Origin of the sequence: Streptomyces sp. CB03238, assembly GCF_002099185.1 — a bacterium.
Lineage (GTDB): Bacteria > Actinomycetota > Actinomycetes > Streptomycetales > Streptomycetaceae > Streptomyces.
On sequence record NZ_NBCN01000012.1, the window covers coordinates 59,370 to 82,196 of the forward strand.

Annotated in this window: 20 protein-coding genes, 1 pseudogene and 1 riboswitch; of the genes and pseudogenes, 17 read left to right on the plus strand and 4 right to left on the minus strand. The window is 73.5% G+C overall.

The window, feature by feature from the left end; translation table 11 throughout:
* Positions 1–10: 10 nt before the first annotated feature.
* The gene (locus tag BKD26_RS23060) at positions 11–661 is read right to left on the minus strand and encodes a class II aldolase/adducin family protein (RefSeq protein WP_084901368.1); all 651 of its coding nucleotides are present in this window, start codon (positions 659–661) and stop codon (positions 11–13) included.
* Between the two features lie 400 nt (positions 662–1,061).
* Between BKD26_RS23060 and BKD26_RS23065 the strand changes: the two genes are divergently transcribed.
* From BKD26_RS23065 to BKD26_RS23110, 10 genes and pseudogenes are all read left to right on the plus strand, one after another.
* Positions 1,062–2,336: an inorganic phosphate transporter gene (locus BKD26_RS23065; protein WP_084901370.1), complete on the plus strand. Its 1,275-nt coding sequence runs from the start codon at positions 1,062–1,064 to the stop codon at positions 2,334–2,336.
* Between the two features lie 12 nt (positions 2,337–2,348).
* Positions 2,349–2,570, plus strand: coding sequence for a hypothetical protein (locus tag BKD26_RS23070; RefSeq protein ID WP_073752768.1), 222 nt, complete (start codon positions 2,349–2,351; stop codon positions 2,568–2,570).
* 170 nt (positions 2,571–2,740) lie between these two features.
* A riboswitch (cobalamin riboswitch) is annotated at positions 2,741–2,824 on the plus strand.
* A gap of 132 nt (positions 2,825–2,956) precedes the next feature.
* Positions 2,957–3,910, plus strand: coding sequence for a cobalamin biosynthesis protein (locus BKD26_RS23075; RefSeq protein WP_084901373.1), 954 nt, complete (start codon positions 2,957–2,959; stop codon positions 3,908–3,910).
* Positions 3,907–5,421, plus strand: a complete 1,515-nt coding sequence (locus BKD26_RS23080; RefSeq protein WP_084901376.1) for a cobyric acid synthase — start codon at positions 3,907–3,909, stop codon at positions 5,419–5,421. Before BKD26_RS23075 ends, BKD26_RS23080 begins: the two co-directional genes overlap by 4 nt.
* Positions 5,418–7,415, plus strand: a complete 1,998-nt coding sequence (locus tag BKD26_RS23085) for a putative cobaltochelatase (protein WP_084901378.1) — start codon at positions 5,418–5,420, stop codon at positions 7,413–7,415. Before BKD26_RS23080 ends, BKD26_RS23085 begins: the two co-directional genes overlap by 4 nt.
* Positions 7,415–8,023: a cob(I)yrinic acid a,c-diamide adenosyltransferase gene (gene cobO, locus BKD26_RS23090; RefSeq protein ID WP_084901381.1), complete on the plus strand. Its 609-nt coding sequence runs from the start codon at positions 7,415–7,417 to the stop codon at positions 8,021–8,023. Before BKD26_RS23085 ends, cobO begins: the two co-directional genes overlap by 1 nt.
* The gene (locus BKD26_RS23095; protein WP_084901383.1) at positions 8,017–9,354 is read left to right on the plus strand and encodes a cobyrinate a,c-diamide synthase; all 1,338 of its coding nucleotides are present in this window, start codon (positions 8,017–8,019) and stop codon (positions 9,352–9,354) included. Before cobO ends, BKD26_RS23095 begins: the two co-directional genes overlap by 7 nt.
* Positions 9,342–9,716, plus strand: a pseudogene (locus BKD26_RS23100) (cobalamin biosynthesis protein); the annotation flags it as partial. The gene BKD26_RS23095 and the pseudogene BKD26_RS23100, both read left to right, overlap by 13 nt.
* A 132-nt stretch (positions 9,717–9,848) precedes the next feature.
* Positions 9,849–10,904 (plus strand): Rv2231c family pyridoxal phosphate-dependent protein CobC, encoded by a 1,056-nt coding sequence (gene cobC / locus BKD26_RS23105; RefSeq protein WP_084901732.1) that lies wholly within the window; start codon positions 9,849–9,851, stop codon positions 10,902–10,904.
* Positions 10,905–11,042: 138 nt separating this feature from the next.
* The gene (locus tag BKD26_RS23110; RefSeq protein ID WP_084901388.1) at positions 11,043–11,534 is read left to right on the plus strand and encodes a hypothetical protein; all 492 of its coding nucleotides are present in this window, start codon (positions 11,043–11,045) and stop codon (positions 11,532–11,534) included.
* A 9-nt stretch (positions 11,535–11,543) separates the two neighbouring features.
* On the opposite strand, the gene BKD26_RS23115 is transcribed toward BKD26_RS23110, so the two are convergent.
* A complete protein-coding gene (locus BKD26_RS23115; RefSeq protein WP_084901391.1) occupies positions 11,544–12,485 on the minus strand; it encodes an SCO1860 family LAETG-anchored protein in 942 nt (313 codons plus the stop codon).
* Between the two features lie 335 nt (positions 12,486–12,820).
* Between BKD26_RS23115 and BKD26_RS23120 the strand changes: the two genes are divergently transcribed.
* Together BKD26_RS23120 and BKD26_RS23125 are read left to right on the plus strand one after the other, a co-directional pair.
* Complete coding sequence (locus BKD26_RS23120) at positions 12,821–14,923, plus strand: penicillin acylase family protein (RefSeq protein ID WP_084901393.1); 2,103 nt, start codon at positions 12,821–12,823, stop codon at positions 14,921–14,923.
* Positions 14,910–15,479 carry a GNAT family N-acetyltransferase gene (locus BKD26_RS23125; protein ID WP_084901396.1) on the plus strand — a complete coding sequence of 190 codons (570 nt, stop codon included), beginning with the start codon at positions 14,910–14,912 and terminating at the stop codon, positions 15,477–15,479. Before BKD26_RS23120 ends, BKD26_RS23125 begins: the two co-directional genes overlap by 14 nt.
* On the opposite strand, the gene BKD26_RS23130 is transcribed toward BKD26_RS23125, so the two are convergent.
* The gene (locus tag BKD26_RS23130) at positions 15,476–16,561 is read right to left on the minus strand and encodes an amidohydrolase family protein (protein ID WP_073753107.1); all 1,086 of its coding nucleotides are present in this window, start codon (positions 16,559–16,561) and stop codon (positions 15,476–15,478) included. The genes BKD26_RS23125 and BKD26_RS23130 overlap by 4 nt on opposite strands.
* 73 nt (positions 16,562–16,634) lie before the next feature.
* Between BKD26_RS23130 and BKD26_RS23135 the strand changes: the two genes are divergently transcribed.
* Positions 16,635–17,738, plus strand: coding sequence for an aminotransferase class V-fold PLP-dependent enzyme (locus BKD26_RS23135; RefSeq protein WP_084901398.1), 1,104 nt, complete (start codon positions 16,635–16,637; stop codon positions 17,736–17,738).
* Positions 17,739–17,915: 177 nt separating this feature from the next.
* Here the strand turns inward: BKD26_RS23135 and BKD26_RS23140 are convergent, their stop codons facing one another.
* Positions 17,916–18,950, minus strand: a complete 1,035-nt coding sequence (locus BKD26_RS23140) for a LysR family transcriptional regulator (protein WP_084901401.1) — start codon at positions 18,948–18,950, stop codon at positions 17,916–17,918.
* Between the two features lie 519 nt (positions 18,951–19,469).
* On the opposite strand from BKD26_RS23140, the gene ectA reads away from it, so the two are divergent.
* The 4 genes from ectA (at position 19,470) to thpD (ending at position 22,646) form a co-directional block, all read left to right on the plus strand.
* Positions 19,470–20,015, plus strand: coding sequence for a diaminobutyrate acetyltransferase (ectA, locus tag BKD26_RS23145; RefSeq protein ID WP_179166655.1), 546 nt, complete (start codon positions 19,470–19,472; stop codon positions 20,013–20,015).
* 64 nt (positions 20,016–20,079) lie between these two features.
* Positions 20,080–21,348, plus strand: coding sequence for a diaminobutyrate--2-oxoglutarate transaminase (gene ectB, locus BKD26_RS23150; RefSeq protein ID WP_084901404.1), 1,269 nt, complete (start codon positions 20,080–20,082; stop codon positions 21,346–21,348).
* Between the two features lie 32 nt (positions 21,349–21,380).
* Entirely contained in the window at positions 21,381–21,779 is a 399-nt protein-coding gene (locus BKD26_RS23155) for an ectoine synthase (protein WP_084901406.1), read from the plus strand.
* A 3-nt stretch (positions 21,780–21,782) separates the two neighbouring features.
* Complete coding sequence (gene thpD / locus BKD26_RS23160) at positions 21,783–22,646, plus strand: ectoine hydroxylase (RefSeq protein WP_084901409.1); 864 nt, start codon at positions 21,783–21,785, stop codon at positions 22,644–22,646.
* Positions 22,647–22,827: the final 181 nt, after the last annotated feature.

Below are 22,827 nucleotides of genomic sequence, written 5' to 3' on the forward strand. Positions count from 1 at the left end.
CCCGGCGGGGTCAGCGGGGCTGGCCGTACCCGCGGAACTTCTCCGCCACCTCGTGCAGTTCGGCGGCCGACAGCAGGCTGGGCGTGTGTCCGGGTACGGAGGCGGCGGTGAGCCAGACGCGGCACATCCACTCCAGCTGGGCCGTGCGGTCGTAGGCCTGGTCCAGGGAGTCCCCGTAGGTGACGGTTCCGTGGTTGCGCAGCAGGCAGCCGGTGCGGTCGTCCAGGGCGCGCAGCATGTTTCCGGCCAGCTCCTCCGTCCCGTACAGGGCGTAGGGGGTGACCCGGACCGGGCCGCCGAGGGCCGCGGCCATGTAGTGGATCAGCGGGAGTTCGGTGACGAGGGCCGAGACGGCGGTGGCGTGCACGGCGTGGGTGTGCACGACGGCGCGGGCCGGGGTGTGACGGTAGATCTCCAGGTGCATGGGCAGTTCGCTGGTGGGGGCGAGCCGGCCGCGCACCTGGTTGCCGTCGAGGTCGACGGCGACCGTGTCGGCGGGGGTGAGCCGGTGGTAGGGCACGCCGCTGGGGGTGACGAGCACGAGGTCGCCCACCCGCGCGGAAACGTTTCCGGAGGTGCCGACGACCAGCCCGTCCGTGACTGTCCTGCGGGCGGTGTCCACCAGCGCGTCCCATGCCCGCTCGATCGCGTCCTGTGTCATGCACCCGATCCTTTCAGCCCCGCCCCACCCCGGCCCGGCAGCCCCCGGCCCGGCAGCCCCCGGCCGGCCCGGCAGCCCCCGGACCGGCAGCCCCCGGCCCGGCGGGTCCTATCGGTGTCGGGCCGGAGGAAAGTGCGGCGGGGTGGGGGGTGACAAGAATCTCTTCTGCGGGCCGAGCAGTCGACTGGAAGACCTTCACGAAAGGAGAGGAAGGGGCGGGAAGAGGGCCGAAACCGCCCCAATCACTGGGCTCGCGACCCTCGGGGCCGGCGCCGCGGGGCGTAAGCGGAATGGCGGCAACCCGGTTGGGGTCACCATGACGCCCGACCCAGTTCACCTTCCGTTCACTCAGGTTGCCTACGTTCGCCGAGCCACTGACGTCGAACGATTGCCTGGGTAAATGGAACACATCACGCTGCTGCTCGCCATTGTGGTCGTGACAGCTCTCGTGTTCGATTTCACGAACGGTTTCCATGACACCGCCAACGCGATGGCGACCACCATCTCGACCGGCGCGATGAAGCCCAAGACGGCGGTGGCCATGTCCGCCGTGCTCAACCTGGTCGGCGCCTTCCTCTCCGTCGAGGTCGCCAAGACGATCTCCAGCGGGCTCGTCAACGAGGAGGGCATCCAACCCGAAGTGATCTTCGCGGCGCTCGTCGGCGCGATCCTGTGGAACCTGCTGACCTGGCTGGTCGGTCTGCCGTCCAGCTCCTCCCACGCCCTGATGGGCGGCCTCGTCGGCGCCACCGTCGCCTCGGTCGGCATCGGCGGCGTCAACGGCGGCGTCGTCGTCACCAAGGTCCTGATCCCGGCCATCGCCGCGCCGCTGGTCGCCGGCCTCGCCGCGATGCTCGCCGCCCGCCTGACGTACAAGGCCGGCGCGAACATCGACGAGAAGACCGGCCGCAAGGGCTACCGCGCCGGCCAGATCGCCTCCGCCGGTCTGGTCTCCCTCGCCCACGGCACCAACGACGCGCAGAAGACCATGGGCATCATCACCCTGGCCCTGGTCGCCGCCGGCGCCCTCGCCCCCGGCTCCAACCCGCCGGTCTGGGTGATCGTCTCCGCCGGTGTCGCCATCGCGCTCGGCACCTACCTCGGCGGCTGGCGCATCATCCGCACCATGGGCAAGGGCCTCACCGACCTCCAGCCGCAGCAGGGCTTCGCCGCCCAGACCAGCGCGGCGGCCGTCATCCTCGCCTCCTCCAACCTGGGCTTCTCGCTCTCGACGACCCACTCCTGCTCCGGCGCCGTGATGGGCGCGGGCCTCGGCCGCAAGGGCGGCGTGGTGCGCTGGTCCACGGCCACCCGGATGTTCGTCGCCTGGGGCCTGACCCTGCCGGCCGCCGGTCTGATCGCCGCCGTCTCGGAGCTCGTGACCCGGCAGGGCGACTGGGGCGTCGCCGCCGTGGTGGTCTTCCTGGTCGCCTCGTGCGCCGCGATCTGGTTCATCTCCCGCCGCCAGGTCGTCGACCACACCAACGTCAACGACGTGGACGCGGACGGTGAATCCGCGGGCGTCGTGACCACCGCGATCGCGGCCGTCACCCCGCCGCCGGCCGGCACCGTCGCCGCCGACGACCACGACCACGCTCTCAAGGCCACCATCCCGGCTCCGGCCGGGGAGGCCACCCCGGCATCCACCGCCCCGGCTCCCGCCGCCACGGTGTAAGGAAAGAACAGCATGAAGATCGACTGGGCAGCTCTCGGCTCCGTCTTCGGGGTCAGCCTCCTGGCCACCGTCGCACTGGTGGGCCTGTTCACCCTCGGCATCGTCGGCCTCTCCAAGCAGGAGACGGCCTCCGCGAACGGCGGCTCCGCCGCCCTGGCCCGCACCGGCGCGTACGCGTGCTTCGCGCTCTGCGCGGCGGCCGTGGCGTACGGGATCTTCCTGATCGTCACCTGAGCGGAACACGGCACAAGGCGCCCCTGGAACGGGTTTCGTTCCAGGGGCGCTGTCGTGCGTGCCGTCGTGCGCCGGTGTGCGCCTCGGCACAACCTCCCGTCGCAGGTCAACGGCGAGTTGACGGGCGTTCGCGGGGCGTGGTGGACTGCCGGGGCCATTACGGCGGCAGGAGAGGAAGCCGGTGCGAATCCGGCGCGGTCCCGCCACTGTGAGTCCGGCCCGCCCAGCGAGGCGGCCGGATGAGTCAGGAACTCTCGTCGCCGGTCACGTCGAGCCAGGGCGCGGACCCTGAGTGAGGACATCGCCCATGCCCGGCTGCCTGCCATCAGCTGTACGGAAACCCTTGTGCCTCAGAGGTCGGCGAGGCGTATCGGCGGACTGATCCGATGCGCAGTGACCATGTCTTCGCGTACGGCGCCGCCGCCGGGCTCGCCGCGGATCTGATCCTCGCCGATCCCCGCCGCGGTCACCCCGTAGCCGCTTTCGGGCGCGCCGCCGCCGGTGTGGAGGGCGTGTTGTGGCGCGACCACCGCGCCTGGGGCGCGCTGCACGCCGTGGTGTGCGCCGGGGGCGCGGCCGGGGCGGCAGCGCTCGCCACCCGGGCGGTACGGAGCCGGGGCGGCGCCCTTTCCGTCGCGCTGACCGCCGCCTCCGTGTGGGCCGTCGTCGGCGGTACGTCGCTGGGCCGCGAGGCCCGCGCCGTCGGGGGCGCGCTGGCCGCCGGTGACCTGGAGGTGGCCCGGGAGCGGCTGCCGCACCTGTGCGGGCGCGACCCACAGGCCCTGGACGGCCCCGGCATCGCCCGCGCGGTCGTCGAGTCGGTCGCCGAGAACACCTCCGACGCCGTCGTCGGCGCCCTCGTGTGGGGCGCGATCGGCGGCGTACCGGGTCTGGTCGGCTTCCGGGCGGTGAACACCCTGGACGCGATGGTCGGGCACAAGTCCCCGAAGTACCGCCGCTTCGGCTGGGCGTCCGCCCGCCTCGACGACGTGGCCGGCTGGCCCGGCGCCCGCCTGACGGCCGCCCTGGCGATGGTCGCGGGCGGGAACCCTCGCGGCGCGGTACGGGCCTGGCGGGCCGACGCGGACAGGCACCCGAGCCCGAACGCCGGCCCGGTCGAGGCGTCGTTCGCGGGCACGCTGGGCGTACGGCTCGGCGGGACCCTGTCGTACGGCGGCCGCGTCGAGCACCGGCCCGTGCTCAACGGGGAGGGGCGGGCCGTCGAGGTGGCCGACATCGAGCGGGCGGTGCGGTTGTCGCGCCGGGTGAGCGGGCTGGCGCTGGTGGTGTGCGTGGGCGGTCGGCTGGCGTACGGAGCGATCAAGCGGAGGCGTACATGAGCAAGGGTGGGGGGCTGCTCGTCGCGGGCACCACGTCCGACGCGGGCAAGAGCGTCGTCACGGCCGGCATCTGCCGCTGGCTGGTACGGCAGGGCGTGAAGGTCGCGCCGTTCAAGGGGCAGAACATGTCCCTCAACTCGTTCGTGACGCGCGAGGGCGCGGAGATCGGGCGCGCGCAGGCCATGCAGGCGCAGGCGGCGCGGGTCGAGCCGACCGCGCTGATGAACCCGGTGCTGCTCAAGCCCGGCAGCGACCGCTCCAGCCAGGTCGTGCTGATGGGCAAGCCGGTGGGCGAGCTGAGCGCGCGCGGCTACCACGGCGGCCGGCAGCAGGCGCTGCTCGGCACGGTGGTGGAGTGCCTGGAGGAGCTGCGGAGCACGTACGACGCGGTCATCTGCGAGGGCGCGGGCAGCCCCGCCGAGATCAACCTGCGCCGCAACGACATCGTCAACATGGGCATCGCGCGGGCCGCGCGCTTCCCCGTCGTCGTGGTCGGCGACATCGACCGGGGCGGGGTCTTCGCCCAGTTCTTCGGTACGACGGCGCTGCTGGCACCCGAGGACCAGGCGCTGATCGCGGGCTACCTGGTCAACAAGTTCCGGGGCGACGTGACGCTGCTGGAGCCGGGCCTGGACATGATGCTGGGGCTGACCGGCCGCCGGACGTTCGGTGTCCTGCCGTACGCGCACGGCCTCGGCATCGACGAGGAGGACGGACTGCGGGTGTCCCTGCGCGGCGCGGTACGCGAGTCGGTGGTCGCCCCGCCGGTCGGCGAGGACGTGCTGCGGGTCGCCGTCTGCGCCGTACCGCTGATGTCCAACTTCACCGACGTCGACGCGCTGGCCGCCGAGCCGGGCGTCGTGGTCCGGTTCGTGGACCGCCCGGAGGAGCTGGTCGACGCCGACCTGGTCGTGGTGCCCGGCACGCGCGGCACGGTCAAGGCGCTGGCGTGGCTGCGCGAGCGGGGCCTGGCCGACGCCCTGGCACGGCGGGCCGCCGACGGCCGTCCGGTGCTCGGCATCTGTGGTGGCTTCCAGGTGCTGGGCGAGCACATCGACGACGAGGTCGAGTCCCGGGCCGGTGAGGTCCCCGCCCTCGGACTGCTGCCGGTACGGGTGCGTTTCGCGCCCGAGAAGACCCTCGCCCGTCCGGTCGGCGAGGCCCTCGGCGAGCGGGTCGAGGGGTACGAGATCCACCACGGCGTCGCCGACGTACAGGGCGGAGAGCCGTTCCTGGACGGTTGCCGTGTCGGGGCCGTGTGGGGCACGCACTGGCACGGCTCCCTGGAGAGCGACGGCTTCCGCCGGGCGTTCCTCACGGACGTGGCGCGGGCCGCCGGCAGACGGTTCGTACCGGCGCCCGACACGTCGTTCGGCGCGCTGCGCGAGGAGCAGCTGGACCGGCTCGGCGACCTGATCGAGGAACACGCGGACACCGACGCCCTCTGGAAACTCATCGAGCAGGGCCCGCCCACAGGACTTCCCTTCATCGCACCCGGAGCACCTTCATGAGCGCCGCACCCCACTACCCGTTCACCGCGATCGTCGGCATGGACGACCTTCGGCTGGGGCTGCTGCTGAACGCGGTGTCCCCGGCCGTCGGCGGTGTCCTCGTACGCGGGGAGAAGGGCACCGCCAAGTCGACGGCGGTACGCGCCCTCGCGGCGCTCATGCCGGACGTGGACGTCGTCGCGGGCTGCCGTTTCTCCTGCGCGCCCGGCTCCCCGGACCCCGCCTGCCCGGACGGGCCGCATCCCGCACCCGAGGCGGTGAGCCGTCCGGCCCGCATGGTCGAGCTGCCCGTCGGCGCCTCCGAGGACCGGCTGGTCGGCGCGCTGGACATCGAGCGGGCGCTCGCGGACGGCGTGAAGGCCTTCGAACCCGGACTGCTGGCGGACGCGCACCGGGGCGTGCTGTACGTCGACGAGGTCAACCTGCTCCACGACCATCTGGTGGACCTGCTGCTGGACGCGGCCGCCATGGGTGCCTCGTACGTGGAGCGTGAGGGCGTCTCCGTACGGCATGCGGCCCGCTTCCTGCTGGTCGGGACGATGAACCCGGAGGAGGGCGAGCTGCGGCCGCAGTTGCTGGACCGGTTCGGGCTGACCGTGGAGGTGGCCGCCTCGCGGGAGCCCGAGCAGCGGGTGGAGGTGGTGCGGCGGAGGCTGGCGTACGACGACGACCCGGCCGGCTTCGCGGCGCGGTGGGCCGACGAGGAGGCCGCGCTGCGGGAGCGGATCGTGGCCGCGCGGGCACTGCTGCCCGACGTCACGCTGGGGGACGCGGCGCTGCGGCAGATCGCGGCGACGTGCGCGGCGTTCGAGGTGGACGGCATGCGCGCCGACATCGTGATGGCCCGGACGGCGACGGCGCTGGCCGCGTGGGCGGGGCGTACGGAGGTCACGTCCGACGACGTACGGCAGGCGGCGCTGCTGGCGCTGCCGCACCGGCGCAGGCGCAACCCGTTCGACGCGCCGGGGCTCGACCAGGACAAGCTGGACGAGACGCTGGAGGAGTTCGGGGGCGGGGACGACGACCCGGATCCGGACCCGGGGCCGGGCGGGCCCGGTGGTGGCGGGGGCGGCGTGCCTCCGCAGGGCGGGGAGCCGTCCGACGAGTCGGCCGCCGCTCCGGAACAGGCGCCGGCTCCCGGCGGCGGTGCGCCCGAGCAGGCGCCCGTCAAGGCCGCCGAACCGTTCCGGGCGAAGGTGCTCAGCGTGCCGGGCCTGGGCGAGGGCGCGGCGGGGCGCCGTTCCCGGGCGCGTACCGAACACGGCAGGACCACCGGGGCGCGGCGGCCGCGGGGGGCGCTGACCAAGCTGCACCTGGCGGCGACCGTGCAGGCGGCCGCCCCGCACCAGCGGGCGCGTGGCCGGTCGGGCCCCGGGCTGGTCGTACGGCGTGACGATCTGCGCCAGGCGACGCGCGAGGGGCGCGAGGGGAACCTGGTGCTGTTCGCGGTGGACGCGTCCGGTTCGATGGCGGCCCGGCAGCGGATGGGCGCGGTGAAGGGCGCCGTGCTGTCGCTGCTGCTGGACGCGTACCAGCGGCGCGACAAGGTGGGGCTGGTGACGTTCCGGGGCTCGTCGGCGGATCTCGCCCTGCCGCCCACGTCGTCGGTCGACGCGGCCGCCGCCCGCCTGGAGCTGCTGCCCACGGGTGGGCGCACGCCGCTCGCGGCCGGGCTGCTGAAGGCCCATGACGTGCTGCGCGTGGAGCGGCTGCGCGACCCGGCGCGCCGCCCGCTGCTGGTCGTCGTCACCGACGGCCGGGCGACCGGCGGCCCGGAGCCGCTGGCGCTGGCCGCCCGCGCGGCGGGGCTGCACGCGGCGGAGGGCACCGCGTCCGTGGTCGTGGACTGCGAGACCGGGCCGGTACGACTGGGGCTGGCCGCCGAGCTGGCCCGCAACCTCGGCGGCACCGCCGTCACACTCGACGAGCTTCGGGCGGACTCGATCGCGGGTCTCGTGAGGGACGCCCGGGCAACTACTGGGAGGGCCGCTTAATGCCGCAGGGACAGCCGATTGTCGTACCGGACGACGGACTCACCACCCGCCAGCGCCGCAACCGTGCGCTGGTGATGGTGCACACGGGCATCGGCAAGGGGAAGTCGACAGCCGCGTTCGGGATGGCGCTGCGCGCCTGGAACCAGGGCTGGCCGATCGGGGTGTTCCAGTTCGTCAAGTCGGCGAAGTGGAAGGTCGGCGAGGAGAACGCCCTCAAGGCGCTCGGCGAGACCGGCAAGGGCGGGACCGTCACCTGGAACAAGATGGGCGAGGGCTGGTCCTGGATCCAGCGCGAGGTGGCCGAGGGCGAGCAGTCGCACGAGGACAAGGCGCGCGAGGGCTGGGAGCAGGTCAAGCGTGACCTCGCGGCGGAGACGTACAAGTTCTACGTCCTCGACGAGTTCGCCTATCTGCTGCACTGGGGGTGGATCGACACGGCCGAGGTCGTCGAGGTGCTGCGCAACCGGCCCGGTCAGCAGCACGTGGTGATCACCGGGCGCAACGCGCCGCAGGAGTTGCTGGACTTCGCCGATCTCGTCACCGACATGTCGAAGGTCAAGCACCCGATGGACGCGGGTCAGAAGGGCCAGCGGGGCATCGAGTGGTAGCACGTCTCGTCATCGCCGCGCCGTCGTCGGGTGCGGGCAAGACCACGGTGGCGACCGGCCTGATGGCCGCGTTCGCCGGCCGTGGTCTCGCGGTGTCCCCGCACAAGGTGGGCCCCGACTACATCGACCCGGGCTACCACGCGCTCGCCACCGGCCGCCCGGGCCGCAACCTCGACGCGTACATGTGCGGTACGGACCTGGTCGCGCCGCTCTTCGCGCATGGTGCGCGCGGGTGCGACCTGGCGGTCGTCGAGGGCGTGATGGGGCTGTACGACGGTGCCGCCGACCAGGGTGAGCTGGCGTCCACGGCGCAGGTGGCCAAGCTGCTGAAGGCGCCGGTGGTGCTGGTGGTGGACGCGTCGTCGCAGTCGAGGTCGGTGGCGGCGCTGGTGCACGGGTTCGCGTCCTGGGACCCGGAGGTGCGGATCGGCGGGGTGATCCTCAACAAGGTGGCCACCGACCGGCACGAGCACCTGCTGCGGGAGGCGCTGGGCGAGTCGGGCGTGCCCGTGCTGGGCGTGCTGCGGCGGGCGCCGGCCGTGTCGACGCCCTCGCGGCACCTGGGTCTGGTGCCGGTGGCCGAACGGCAGGCGGCGGCCGTGGAGGCGGTGGCGGCGCAGGCGGAGCAGGTGCGGGCGGGGTGCGACTTGGAGGGGCTGCTGGCGTTGGCGCGGTCGGCTCCTCCGCTGCCGGACGCGCCCTGGGAGCCGTCCCAGGAACCGGTCGCGGGCCGGCCCGTCGTCGCCGTCGCCGGTGGGGCGGCGTTCACCTTCTCGTACGCCGAGCACGCCGAGTTGCTGACGGCCGCCGGGGCCGACGTCGTGGCGTTCGATCCGTTGCGGGACGAGGAACTGCCCGAGAGGACCAGCGGGTTGGTCATCGGTGGCGGGTTTCCGGAGATGTACGGGGCCGAGCTGTCGGCCAACGCGCGGCTCCGGAAGGCGGTCGCCGAGCTGGCGGCGTCCGGGGCGCCCGTCGCCGCCGAGTGTGCGGGGCTGCTGTACCTGGCGCGGTCGTTGGACGGGCAGCCGATGTGCGGTGTCCTGGACGCGGACGCGCGGATGTCGCAGCGGCTGACGCTGGGCTACCGGGACGCGGTGGCCGTGAGCGACAGTCCGCTGGCGGCGGCCGGGACACGGATGCGGGGGCACGAGTTCCACCGCACGGTGATCGAGCCGGGCGCGGGGCCGGTGGCCGCGTGGGGGCTGCGGCAGCCGGTGAGGCGAGTGGAGGGCTTCGTACAGGGCGGTGTGCACGCGAGTTACGTGCATACGCACTGGGCGGCCGTGCCGGAGACGGCGCGGCGGTTCGTGGAGCACTGCGGGCGATGACGGTGGTGGTCGGTGTGGGGGCCGGGCGGGGCGTGACCGCCCCCGCGGTGCTCGGGCTGATCGAGGAGACGCTGCGGGAGGCGGGGCTGGCCGCGTCCGAGGTGGGCGAGCTGGCGACGGTCGACGCCAAGGCGGGCGAGGCGGGGATCGTCGAGGCCGCGGCGCGGCTGGGCGTTCCGTTGCGTACGTATCCGGCGCGGGAGTTGGCGCTGGTCGCCGTACCGCATCCGTCGGCGGCGGTGCTGGCGGAGGCGGGGACGCCGTCGGTGGCGGAGGCGGCGGCGCTGGCGGGCGGGGGCGAACTCCTCGTACCGAAGCGGAAGTCGGGTGAGGGGCGGGTGACATGTGCGGTGGCGCGCAGGCGGTTGTTGAATGTGGGTCACGGGTACATCGCTGGGGAGACACCGGAGTGTTAGACCCTGGTCATGGAGCGCTACCGGGAGGCCATAGGTCTCCCGTCCCCCACCCCCCACTTCACCCACACGCTGGCGGCCATGTATACGCACACCGACACTCACGATCTGCGGCACCACGGTGACGCGGAGGTCCGGGACGAGAAGCTGACCGACCTCGCGGTCAATGTCCGGACGAACACCCCGCCCGACTGGCTGCGGGAGCGCATCGCTGCTTCCCTGACCGGACTCGCCGCCTATCCGGACGGGCGGGCCGCGCGGGCCGCCGTCGCGGCGCGGCACGATCTGCCGGCCGAGCGGGTGCTGCTGACCGCGGGCGTGGCGGAGGCGTTCGTGCTGCTGGCGCGGGCGCTGCCGGTGCGGCGGCCGGTGGTGGTGCACCCGCAGTTCACGGAGCCGGAGGCGGCGCTGCGGGACGCGGGGCACGAGGTGCGGCGGGTGCTGCTGCGCGAGGAGGACGGGTTCCGGCTGGACCCGGCGGCGGTTCCGGAGGACGCCGACCTGGTGGTGGTCGGCAACCCGACGAACCCGACGTCGGTGCTGCATTCGGCCGCCCTGCTGGCCCGGCTGGCCCGCCCCGGGCGGACGCTGGTGGTGGACGAGGCGTTCATGGACGCGGTGCCCGGTGAGCGGGAGGCGCTGGCGGGGCGGACGGACGTGCCGGGTCTGGTGGTGCTGCGCAGCCTCACCAAGACGTGGGGCCTGGCCGGGCTGCGGATCGGCTACGTGCTGGCCGACCCGGGGACGGTGACGGCCCTGGAGCGGGCGCAGCCGCTGTGGCCGGTGTCCACGCCGGCGCTCGCGGCCGCCGAGGCGTGCATGTCGCGGCCGGCGCTGGCGGAGGCGGAACTGGCGGCGCACCGGATCGCGGTGGAGCGTGCGCATCTGCTGGCGGGGCTGGCCGAGTTCGACGAGGTACGGGCGGTGACGGCGGCGGAGGGGCCGTTCGTGCTGGTCCGCATGGAGGGCGCGGACGTGGTACGGGAGCGGCTGCGGTCGCTGGGCTTCGCGGCCAGGCGCGGCGACACGTTCCCGGGGCTGGGCCCCCAGTGGCTCCGGCTCGCGGTCCGCGACCGCGTGACGACGAACCGGTTCCTCCAGGCCCTGGACCAGGCGTTGGTGGCGGTGGGTCACTGACGGAACCGATGGCGGGGCGTGCGGAGGGCCGCTGAAGCACGTGTGAGAGCGGCGGTGCGAGCCGTTCGAGTGGCAGGAGTGGGCCGTCCTCCCTATGGTCGATAGGCCATGGTCGCAAGACCGGGAGGAGGTTTCGCCATGAACTTCCGCACCGCCGCGACGGCCGTCGTGCTTGCCGTCGCCGCTTCCGCACCGTTGTCCGGCGTTGCCCACGCGCAGCCCGACCTGAACTGCGACGACTTCACCTATCAGGAGGAAGCGCAGGCCGTCTACGACCAGGACCCGAGCGACCCGCACGGGCTCGACGAGGACGATCCGGCTCCGGACGACGGTATCGCCTGCGAGGCTCTGCCCAGCGTGAACGCCCCTGGCGCGGTGACGCCCACTTCGCCCACCAGGACCCTCGCACCCACCCCCACGGCGACGACGGCGCCCACCCCGCCCGACACGGCGGACCGGGCTCAGGCCGCCCTGCCCACGCGCGGCGTCGCGGCCGGGACCGGCGGTTCCGTACGGGGCAGTGACTCCGAAGTCGCCTATGGGCTGGGGCTGACGGTCGGCGCCGGAGCACTGACCCTCGCTTACGCGGCTGTCAGGCTCCGTCGGGGCGCCCAGCGGCCGACCAGGTAGTCAGCGGCGTCAGCCGCGCCCGCGAGCCGCGCGGGCGCGGCGTGTCAGGGTCAGGGCGGCCGAGCCGGCGGTGAGGAGGGCGAGGGAGCCGCCGGCCAGGTAGGGCGTGAGGGAACTGCCGCCCGTTTCGGCGAGGTTGGCCTGCTGCGGTTCTCCGGCCGATTGGGGCTGTACGCCGACGGTCCTGGCCTCGGCGGGCTTCGGCGGGGCCGTGGGGGACTCGCAGGTGGCCTCGGCGAGGGTGACCGTGCCGGTGACGTCCGCGACGTTGGCCTTCAGGGGGTTCACCGACACCGTGAGCGCCAGGGCCGTGGCGGCGGCGGTGCGGGAGGTGGTGCGGGTCGTGGACAGGTCGAGCGTCACCTCGCCGACGCCCGGGACGTCGACCTTCGTCGGGCCGCCGGCCGTGAGCGTCACGCGCTTGCCGAGGACGGTGACGCGGCCGAGCAGGTTCGCCTCGGCGACCGGTTGCTCGCCGGCCTCGCAGACCGCGCGGGAGGTGACCTTCTCGACCTCGATCAGCGACAGCAGCGGCAGCCCGGGGACGTGCAGCGTGGCGTGGGCGAGGTTGGTGTGCCCTTCCGCGCGGCGCGCGTCGGCGGTGGCCTTCGCGGTGGCGACGTCGGCCGTGAGGACGCTGACCGGCCTGCCCTGCTCGACGCCGTCCAGGGTGACGGTGAGCGCGGTCTTCCGGGCGCTCGCGGGGGCCTGGACCTCGTTGAGCGTGGCCTTGAGCGGCACGTGCACGGTCTTGTCGAGCAGGGACACGTCCAGGTCGGTACGCAGGACGACCGCGCTCGCGCGCCCCTCTCCCCCGCCGGTGGCGTGCGCCATGGGCGCGGCGAGGAGCGCGGGCCCGGCGGCGAGCGCCACGGCGGCCGCGGCGGTGGAGAGGGCGCGGCGGCGCGCCGCGGGCAGGCGGGCGGGCAGGCGCACGGTGTTGCTGTTCACGGTGGTGGAACCCCCACAGGAGACATGGCGTCGCCGACCCCTGCCCATGGGGACACATGGGCGGCGGCGACGTGGGACACCGGAATCTTTACGTACGGAGAGTGAACCGGCGTACGCCTGACGTGAGTTCACCCCAAAGTGGGCTTTCCGTTCCCATATTCGAATCTTTCGGCACGGGCGTTCGCCGAAATCCCATCCGTTGCGGGAGAACGGCAAAAATGGTCAACGAGGGGAGGGCCCCGGCCGTCACGGGGCGTCAACACCACCCCCGGATTGCTTCTGGCACGACCGTGCTTTAAGTTAGGGCAGCCTAACCTAAAGAGATCGGGACAAGAGTGAGCATCGAGGTCTACCGGGACACCTGGGGCATCCCGCATCTCCGCGCCGCCGACGCGCACGAACTCGCCCACGCGCAGGGCCGCACCACCGCCCTGGACCGCGCCTGGCAGCTGGAGGTCGAGCGGCACCGTGCCCAGGGCACCACCGCCGCCTTCCTGGGCCCCGAGGCCGTCGGCTGGGACGTCTTCGCCCGCCGCTCCCGGCTGGCCGACACCGCCCGCCGCTGCTTCGACGCGCTGGACGAGCCGACCCGTACCTGGGTGTGCGCGTACGTGGACGGCGTCAACGACGGGCTGACGCGCGGCGCCCGCCGCTCGCCCGAGTTCGCCGCCACCGGACTCGTCCCCGGCCGGTGGGAGCCGTGGACGCCGCTCGCCGTGTGGCTGTCGACGCACATCCTCTTCGCGGGCTTCCCCACCAAGCTGTGGCGCGACCACGTCGTCCGGCACCTCGGCGAGGAGCACGCCGAGCTGTTCGCCACCGACGGCCCCGGCACCTCCGGCAGCAACGGCTGGCTGGTGACCGGCGAGCGCACCGCCACCGGCGCGGCACTCATCGCGGGCGATCCGCACCGGTTCATCGAGGCGCCCGGCGTCTACCAGCAGATCCGGCTGGCCTGCCGCGAGTTCGACGTGGTCGGGCTCGCCGTGCCCGGCGTACCCGGCCTCGCCCACTTCGGGCACACCGGCACGGTGGCGTGGGCGATCACCAACGCCATGGCCGACTACCAGGACCTGTACCGCGAGCGGCTGCGGCGCACCGACGAAGGCGGGGACGGGGACGGGGACGGCGACGGCGGCGTCGAGGCGCTGGGCCCGGACGGCTGGGCGCCCGCCCGCGTCCACACCGAGACCGTCGAGGTCAAGGGCGGCGACCCGGTCGTCGTCGAGGTCGTCGAGACCGAGCGCGGGCCGGTGATCATCGACGAGCCGGACGCCGTGATCAGCCTCCGCTACCCGCCGCGCGTCACCCACGAGCTCGGTTTCGCCACCCTGCCCGCGCTGCTCGCGGCCCGTACCGTCACCGACGTGGACCGGGCGTTCGACCGCTGGGTGGAGCCCGTCAACGTCGTCCAGGCCGCCGACACCGAGGGCGGCACCCTCCACCGGGTCGCCGGTCACGTCCCGCTGCGCCACCGCGACAACCGGCTGCGCGTCGTCCCCGCCTGGGAGCCCGGCCACGAGTGGACCGGCCACCACGACCCGATGCCCCGCGAACCGGTCGCCGGCGTGGCGGTGATGGCGAACGCGCGCGGCCTCGCCTCCCCGCTCGGCGTCGAGTTCGCCGCCCCGCACCGGGCGAACCGCATCGCCCACCTGCTGAACGAGCGGAAGGGCTGGACCGCCCCCGACATGGCGGCCGTCCACACGGACACCCACCTGGCCTCCGCGCGGCCCCTGCTGGCCCTCGTCGCCGCCCAGCCCGACCTGGGCCTGGAGGCCCGCGAGGTACGCGACCGGCTGCTGTGCTGGAACCGCCGCATGACGGCCGACAGCACGGACGCGGCGCTGTTCGCGGCCGTACGCGGCGCGGTCGTGCGCCGCCTCGCCCAGCACCCGGCGCTCGCCGTGCTGGCCGAACCGCCCGCGTACCCCGCGCTGTTCCAGCCCTGGCTGGCCCTGGTGCCGCGGGTCGCCTACGCCCTGGAGACGCTGCTGACGGGCGGACCGGTACCGGAGGCCGACCGGCTGGCCGCGGTCCGCGCCGCCCTGGAGGAGGTGGCCGCCGCTCCCCCCGCACAGCCCTGGGGCGCCACGCACCGCCTGGCGCCCTGGGCGGCGCTGCCCGACCCCGGCCCCGACCCCGAGCACGACGCCGACTGGCCGGGCCTCGACGGCGACCACGACTGCGTCCTGTCCACGTCGTCCGTACCCGGCCTCACCGACCGCAGCGCCCGCGGCCCGGCCGCCCGCTACGTCTGGGACCTGGCCCGGCGCGAGGACAGCCTGTGGGTGGTGCCCTTCGGCGCCTCGGGCGTCCCCGGCGACCCGCACCGGCGCGACCAGCTGCCCCTGTGGCTCCGGGGCGGGCTCGCCCCCGTCATCACCGACTGGAACCAGCTCACCGAGGAGCACGAGGAACACCATGACCACCGCTGAGTGCGTGTACGAGCAGACCGTCGACGGTTTCGGGACGGTCCGTATCGTCCGCGTCGACCCGGACCGGGACGCCGAGCTGCTGCACGGCTGGGTCAGCGAGGACCGGGCCCGGTTCTGGGGCATGCGGGAGACCACCGTCGACGACGTACGGGAGATCTACGCGCACCTGGACTCCCTCACCACGCACCACGGCTACCTGGTGCACCGGGACGGTGAGCCGGTCGCGCTGTTCCAGACGTACGAGCCCGAGGCCGACCGGGTCAGCGAGTGCTACGAGGCCCGGCCGGGCGACATCGGCGTGCACCTGCTGATCGCGCCGGCCGACACGCCCCGGCGCGGGTTCTCCTCGCACCTGCTGGGCGTGCTGACCCGGTTCGCGCTGAGCGGCGGCCGCGACCGGATCGTCGCCGAGCCCGACGCCGCGAACGACAAGGCGATCGCGCTGCTCGTCCGCAACGGCTTCGAGCCGGGGCCGGAGGTGGTCCTGCCGGAGGTCGTGCTGCCGGAGGTGCACATCGCGGAGAAGCGCGCGCGACTGCTCTTCTTCACCCGCTAGTCGATGACGCGGCCGCGCAGGACCACCCGCCGCGGCGCCGCGAGCACGCGGACGTCCGCGCGCGGGTCCTCGTCGTAGACCACCAGGTCGGCCGGGGCGCCCTCCTCCAGGGCGGGCCGCCCCAGCCAGGCCCTGGCCCCCCACGTCGTCGCCGACAGGGCTTGCAGGGGCGGAATGCCGGCCCTGACCAGTTCGGCGACCTCGGCGGCGACCAGGCCGTGCGCCAGCGAGCCGCCCGCGTCGGTGCCGACGAAGACGGGGATGCCCGCGTCGTACGCGGCGCGCACGGTGTCGTACCGGCGCGCGTGCAGCCGCCGCATGTGGTCGGCCCAGCGCGGGAACTTGGCCTCTCCGCCGTCCGCGAGCTTCGGGAACGTGGCGATGTTGACGAGCGTCGGCACGATCGCCACGCCGCGCTCGGCGAACAGCGGGATGGTGTCCTCGGTCAGGCCCGTGGCGTGCTCGACGCAGTCGATCCCGGCCTCGACGAGGTCGGCCAGCGACTCCTCGGCGAAGCAGTGGGCGGTGACGCGCGCGCCGAGCCGGTGCGCCTCCGCGATGGCCGCCTCCACCTCGGCGCGCGGCCAGCAGGCGCCCAGGTCGCCGGTGCCCCGGTCGAGCCAGTCGCCGACGAGCTTGACCCAGCCGTCGCCGCGGCGGGCCTCGCGTCCGACGTACGCGACGAGGTCGGCGGGCTCGATCTCGTGGGCGTAGTTGCGGATGTAGCGGCGGGTGCGGGCGATGTGCCGGCCCGCGCGGATGATCTTCGGCAGGTCGTCGCGGTCGTCGATCCAGCGGGTGTCCGCCGGGGACCCGGCGTCGCGGATCAGCAGCGTGCCGGCGTCCCGGTCGGTGAGCGCCTGCTTCTCGCTGGTGGCCTCGTCGACGGCCCCGTGGGCGTCGAGCCCGACATGGCAGTGCGCGTCGACCAGTCCGGGCAGCGCCCAGCCCGTCACCGTCCTGACGTCCCGCGCGGCGGACGGCCGGTCGTAGGTGACCCGCCCGTCGACCACCCACAGCTCGTCGCGTACGTCGTCCGGGCCCGCCAGTACCCGCCCCGTCACATGCAGCACCACGCTCATGTCCAGCACTCTACGAGGGCGGAAGTACCCTCGGCGAAGCAGTCCGTACGTGAAGCGAGAAGAGAGCCGCCCCGTGACGCACCCCCTCCTCGATCTGCCCCCGCTGACCGCCGACCGCTTCGCGGCCATCGAGCGGCGCGTGGCCGCGCTGCTGGCCACCGAGCAGGACGTGGTGATCACGCAGGGCGAGGCGCTGCTGCCGCTGGAGGGCTGCATCCGCGCGGGCGCGCGGCCCGGTTCGACCGCCCTGAACGTGATCACCGGGCCGTACGGGCAGACCTTCGGCAACTGGCTGCGCGACTGCGGCGCGACGGTGGTGGACCTGGAGGTGCCGTTCCACACCGCGGTGACGGCCGACCGGATCGGCGAGGCGCTGGAGCGGAACCCGGAGATCGACTTCGTGTCGCTGGTGCACGCGGAGGCGGCGACCGGCAACACCAACCCGGTCGCCGAGATCGGTGAGGTGGTACGGGCGCACGGCGCGCTGTTCCAACTGGACGCGGTGGCCTCGGTCGGCGCGGAGCCGGTGCTGCCGGACGCCTGGGGCGTGGACCTGTGCGTCATCGGCGCGCAGAAGGCGATGGGCGGCCCGGCGGGGGTCTCGGCGGTGTCGGTCAGCACGCGCGCGTGGGAGCGGTTCGCGGCCAACCCGGCCGCGCCGCGCCGCTCGTACCTCTCCCTGCTGGACTGGAAGGAGCGCTGGATCGACGCCGGCCGCACGGCGCTGCCGCACGCGCCCGCGCAGCTGGAGATGCTGGCGCTGGAGGCGTGCCTGGAGCGCATCGAGGCGGCGGGCCTGGACACGCTGATGGCCCGCCACGCGTCGGCCGCGGCGGCCACCCGCGCGGGTGCGCTCGCGCTGGGTGGCGGCCTGGAGCCGTACGTGTACGAGGCGAAGGACGCCGCCCCGGTCGCGACGACGCTGCGCGCCCCGGCCGGGGTGGACGCCGCCGAGCTGGTGGCCGCCGCCCTGGCCGCCGACCCGTCGCTCCCCCTGGCGGCGGGCGGCGGGGCGCTGGCCAAGGAGATGGTCCGGGTCAACCACTACGGGCCGGACGCCGACCGGGCCGTGGTCGAGTCCTCGCTGACGGCCCTCGGCGCCGCCTTGACCGAGCTGACCGGCTCGGCGGCGGACGTGCCGGCCGCCCGCCGGGCGGTCACCGCGGCGTGGACCTGACGGCGCTGGTGGGCCCCGCCCCGGCGGGCGCCGCCGCGTAGACGTGACCGCCCCGGCGGGCGCCGTACCCATGGGCGCCGCCCCGGTAGGCGCCCTCCCTGCGGTCACCGCACCGCAGACGTGACCCGGCCGACGCCATACCCGCGGGCGCCGCCCCGGTGGGCGCCCTCCCGGCGGTCACCGCACCGTGGACGTGACCGCCCCGGTGGGTGCCGTCCCCGTGGGCGCCGCCCCGGCGGGTGCCCTACCCGTGGGCGCCACCACCTTGGGCGCCCTCCCGGCAGGCGGCGGGCCCGTGAGGGGTGACGCGGTGGTGGTTGCCAGGGCTTCCAGGAGGGCCTGGACCGGCGGGGTGGGTGGGCGGCCCGACGGGACGGCCAGGGAGACCGGGACCGTGAGGTCCGGCAGCGTACGGAAGGTGACCCGGGGCATCGGTGGCAGCGGGCCCACCGGGTGGAACAGCGCCCATGACGGCTCCGGGTGGGCGGCCAGCTCGGTGAGCGTGTCCCGGAGCGTGGTGAACGGCGGTCCGGGCGTCCAGTCCGGCAGCGCGGCCGTGACCAGGTCGTGCAGGGCCGGGTCGGCGGCGCGCGGGGCCAGCCGCAGGGGCAGGCGCGCCAGCCGGTCGAGGCTCGGGGCCTCGCCCTCCGCGAGGCCGAGCGCGAGCGCGTGGGAGGCGGGCAGCGCGGCGACCAGCGGCTCGGCCCACAGCGGGTGCAGGGCCACGCCGTCGGCCCGCCGCAGGGTGCGTACGAGGGCGGCGTCGAACGTTCCGGAGCGTACGGCCGCGAGGCGGGCCTCCTGGGGCGCCCGCTCCAGCCGGACGCGCAGCCCCGGGCGGCGCGCGGCCAGGGTGTCGAGGGCGCGGTAGACGCGGTCGGCGAAGGCCCGGGTGGTGCCGAGCCGTACCAAACCCTCCGTCCCCGCGGTGATCCCGGCGGCGGTGTCCCGGACCCGGGAGGCCGCGGCCAGCGCCGCGCGGGCCTCGGGCAGCAGCCGCTCGCCGGCCGCCGTGAGGCGCACACCGTGCCGTACGCCGTGCCGTACGCCGTGCCGGTCCGAGCGGTCGAACAGCCGCAGCCCCAGCTCGTGCTCCAGCCGGGCGATCTGCCGGCTCACGGATGCGGGGACGGTGTGCAGCCGCTCCGCGGCCCGTCCGAAGCCGAGCTCCTCGGCGACCGCGACGAAGTACTCCAGCTGACGCAGCTCCATTCCTGGCCCCCACCCATCACCGTTGATGATCACTGTGCTGGTCAACCGCTTCCCTGTCCCGTCTTCTTCCCGTACCGCCGGGGCGCCTACGCACATGTAGGCACAGGTACGGGCCGAGAGGCCGGAACGACTCAGCCGGCGGGGGCGGCGGCCGAGCGGGAGCATCGCCGGAATGGCGAACAGGGAATGGGCGGGGAATACTTCACCGAATTCATGGCACTGCTTTAGGACGGACACCTTCCCGGGTAGCTTCCCGCATTCTTCTGCCCCGTTTTCCAGACCCTAAACGCAAAGATTTCATAAGGACTCGACGGGCAATTCGGGCAGATGTCAAGCCGGTTACTCCGGTGTGACCGATTCCACATCACGCCCGTTTTGCGGGTACTTATCCGGGCAAATAGCGGCGTTCGGCGAGCGGTCGGCCATTGAGCTCGCGCCCGCGCGATAACACAGGTCAGGCGCTCACCCAACCCCTGACCCCGATGCAATTTCAGAAATTGCTGGGTAAGTTCAATCCGCATGACCGCCGCACAAGCAGACCTTGTACGTGCCCGAAACGAATTCCACCGACCGGCCACGCCGGCCATCGGTATCGACACCCCGCGAGTGGAGGACGGAGCCGCGATCTGGCGCATTGCCCGCGACTCCGAGGTCCTGGACCTCAACTCCTCGTACAGCTATTTGCTGTGGTGCCGCGACTTCGCCGCCACCTCACTGGTGGCGCGCGGCGCCGACGGAGAGCCGATCGCGTTCGTAACGGGGTACATCAGGCCGCAGCGCCCGCACACCCTCGTCGTCTGGCAGGTCGCCGTGGACCACGACCACCGTGGCCAGGGGCTGGCCGGCGTGCTGCTCGACGCGCTGACGGCGCGCGTGGCCGGACAGGGCGTCCACACCGTGGAGACCACGATCACCCCGGACAACACGGCGTCGGACCGCCTCTTCACCGCGTACGCGGAGCGCCGTGGCGCGTCACTGGAGCGTGAGGTCCTCTTCAACGGGGGGCTGTTCCCCGAGGGGACGCACGAGCCCGAGGTGCTCTACCGCATCAGCCCCGTCGCCTGAACGCGCCACCGACCCAACGCCGCCCGACACGCCTGAGACACCCCCACCGAGGAGACGAACCGCTGTGACCATCACCCCGCCCGCCCTGAGCGTCTTCGAGACCCTGGAGTCGGAGGTGCGCAGCTACTGCCGCGGTTGGCCCGCCGTGTTCGACCGTGCGCAGGGCGCACGCCTCACCGACGAGGACGGACACACCTACCTCGACTTCTTCGCCGGCGCCGGCTCGCTCAACTACGGCCACAACAACCCCGTACTGAAACGCGCCCTGCTCGACTACCTCGAGCGTGACGGCATCACGCACGGTCTCGACATGGCTACGACCGCGAAACGCGCGTTCCTGGAGTCCTTCCAGAACGTGATCCTGCGGCCGCGCGACCTGCCCTACAAGGTGATGTTCCCCGGCCCGACCGGCACCAACGCCGTGGAGGCCGCGCTGAAGCTGGCCCGGAAGGTGAAGGGGCGCGAGTCGATCGTGTCGTTCACCAACGCCTTCCACGGCATGTCCCTCGGCTCGCTCGCCGTCACCGGCAACGCGTTCAAGCGCGCCGGGGCCGGTATCCCGCTGGTGCACGGCACGCCCATGCCGTTCGACAACTACCTCGACGGCCAGGTCCCGGACTTCCTGTGGTTCGAGCGGCTCCTGGAGGACCAGGGCTCGGGCCTCAACAAGCCGGCCGCCGTGATCGTGGAGACCGTGCAGGGCGAGGGCGGCATCAACGTCGCCCGCGCCGAGTGGCTGCGCGCGCTGCGGGAGCTGTGCGACCGCCAGGACATGCTGCTGATCGTCGACGACATCCAGATGGGCTGCGGCCGCACCGGTGCCTTCTTCTCCTTCGAGGAGGCGGGCATCACCCCGGACATCGTCACCCTGTCGAAGTCCATCAGCGGCTACGGCCTGCCGATGTCGCTGTGCCTGTTCATGCCGGAGCTGGACGTGTGGGCCCCCGGTGAGCACAACGGCACCTTCCGCGGCAACAACCCGGCCTTCGTCACGGCCACCGCCGCGCTGGACACCTACTGGGCCGACGGTCAGATGGAGAAGCAGACCATCGCGCGCGGCGAGCAGGTCGAGCAGGCGCTGCTGGCGATCTGCGACGAGAACTCCGCCTACGGCGCCCACTTCCGGGGCCGTGGCCTGGTGTGGGGCATGGAGTTCACCGACAAGTCGCGTGCCGCGGCGGTCTGCGCGCGCGCCTTCGAGCTGGGGCTGCTGGTGGAGACCTCCGGCCCGCAGAGCGAGGTCGTCAAGCTGCTGCCGCCGCTGACGGTCACGCCCGACGAGCTGGACGAGGGGCTGCGGACGCTGGCCCGCGCGGTCCGCGAAACCGCCTGAATCTTTCCCGTACGAAAGGAAGTTGCACCACCGTGATCGTCCGATCGTTCAAGGACATCGAGAACACCGAGCGCCATGTCAAGGCGGCCTCCGGCACCTGGGAGTCCAAGCGCATCGTGCTCGCCAAGGAGAAGGTCGGCTTCTCGCTGCACGAGACCGTGCTGTACGCGGGCACCGAGACCTCCATGTGGTACGCCAACCACATCGAGGCCGTGCTGTGCGTCGAGGGCGAGGCCGAGCTGACCAACGACGAGACGGGCGAGACGCACTGGATCGAGCCGGGCACGATGTACCTGCTCGACGGCCATGAGCGCCACACTCTGCGCCCGAAGACCGACTTCCGGTGCGTGTGCGTGTTCAACCCTCCCGTCACAGGACGGGAGGACCACGACGAGAACGGTGTCTACCCGCTGCTCACCGAGGAGGGCTGAACCATGACGACGGATCTTTACCCCACCCGAGGCGCGTCCGAGGTCGTCACCCCCCGCCAGGACCCGGTCGTCTGGGGACCGGTGTCGTCCCCGGAGCTGGAGTCCTTCGAGCGTGACGGCTTCCTCGCCGTCGACCAGCTGATCACGGACGACGAGGTCGCCGTCTACCGGGCGGAGCTCGACCGGCTGGTCACCGACCCGGCGGTCCGCGCCGACGAGCGCTCGATCATCGAACCGAAGTCCCAGGACGTACGGTCGGTCTTCGAGGTCCACCGGATCAGCGACGTGTTCGCGCGGCTGGTGCGCGACGAGCGCGTGGTGGGCCGGGCGCGCGAGATCCTCGGCTCGGACGTGTACGTCCACCAGTCGCGGATCAACGTGAAGCCGGGCTTCGGCGCCTCCGGCTTCTACTGGCACTCGGACTTCGAGACGTGGCACGCGGAGGACGGGCTGCCGCGGATGCGGACGGTGTCCGTGTCGATCGCGCTGACCGAGAACCTCGACACCAACGGCGGCCTGATGATCATGCCGGGGTCGCACACGTCGTTCCTGGGCTGCGCGGGCGAGACGCCGAAGGACAACTACAAGAAGTCGCTGCAGATGCAGGACGCGGGCACGCCCTCGGACGAGGCGCTGACCAAGTTCGCCGACGCGCACGGCATCCGGCTGTTCACCGGCAGGGCCGGCTCGGCGACCTGGTTCGACTGCAACGCGATGCACGGCTCGGGCGACAACATCACGCCGTACCCGCGCAGCAACGTCTTCATCGTGTTCAACAGCGTGGAGAACACGGCGGTGGAGCCGTTCGCGGCCCCGGTCCGGCGACCGGAGTTCATCGGCGCGCGGGACTTCACGCCGGTGCGATGACCCCGCTGCCGGGGGTCCGGGGGTCGTCCCCCGGGAGATGCAGCATCGGCGCGCGGGACTTCACGCCGGTGCGATGACCCCGCTGCCGGGGGTCCGGGGGTCGTCCCCCGGGAGATGCAGCCTCGGAGCGCGGGACTTCACGCCGGTGCGGTGACGCATCCGGCACACACGCGGAGGGGCG

Excerpts from the sequence above, each read along its gene's own strand:
- cobC (WP_084901732.1), top strand. The coding sequence starts at position 9,849 with ATGTATACGCACACCGACACTCACGATCTGCGGCACCACGGTGACGCG.
- cobO (WP_084901381.1), top strand. The coding sequence starts at position 7,415 with ATGCCGCAGGGACAGCCGATTGTCGTACCGGACGACGGACTCACCACC.
- BKD26_RS23125 (WP_084901396.1), top strand. The coding sequence starts at position 14,910 with ATGACCACCGCTGAGTGCGTGTACGAGCAGACCGTCGACGGTTTCGGG.
- BKD26_RS23110 (WP_084901388.1), top strand. The coding sequence starts at position 11,043 with ATGAACTTCCGCACCGCCGCGACGGCCGTCGTGCTTGCCGTCGCCGCT.
- BKD26_RS23065 (WP_084901370.1), top strand. The coding sequence starts at position 1,062 with ATGGAACACATCACGCTGCTGCTCGCCATTGTGGTCGTGACAGCTCTC.
- BKD26_RS23130 (WP_073753107.1), bottom strand. The coding sequence starts at position 16,561 with ATGAGCGTGGTGCTGCATGTGACGGGGCGGGTACTGGCGGGCCCGGAC.
- BKD26_RS23070 (WP_073752768.1), top strand. The coding sequence starts at position 2,349 with ATGAAGATCGACTGGGCAGCTCTCGGCTCCGTCTTCGGGGTCAGCCTC.
- BKD26_RS23140 (WP_084901401.1), bottom strand. The coding sequence starts at position 18,950 with ATGGAGCTGCGTCAGCTGGAGTACTTCGTCGCGGTCGCCGAGGAGCTC.
- BKD26_RS23080 (WP_084901376.1), top strand. The coding sequence starts at position 3,907 with ATGAGCAAGGGTGGGGGGCTGCTCGTCGCGGGCACCACGTCCGACGCG.
- thpD (WP_084901409.1), top strand. The coding sequence starts at position 21,783 with ATGACGACGGATCTTTACCCCACCCGAGGCGCGTCCGAGGTCGTCACC.
- BKD26_RS23085 (WP_084901378.1), top strand. The coding sequence starts at position 5,418 with ATGAGCGCCGCACCCCACTACCCGTTCACCGCGATCGTCGGCATGGAC.
- BKD26_RS23060 (WP_084901368.1), bottom strand. The coding sequence starts at position 661 with ATGACACAGGACGCGATCGAGCGGGCATGGGACGCGCTGGTGGACACC.
- BKD26_RS23075 (WP_084901373.1), top strand. The coding sequence starts at position 2,957 with ATGCGCAGTGACCATGTCTTCGCGTACGGCGCCGCCGCCGGGCTCGCC.
- ectA (WP_179166655.1), top strand. The coding sequence starts at position 19,470 with ATGACCGCCGCACAAGCAGACCTTGTACGTGCCCGAAACGAATTCCAC.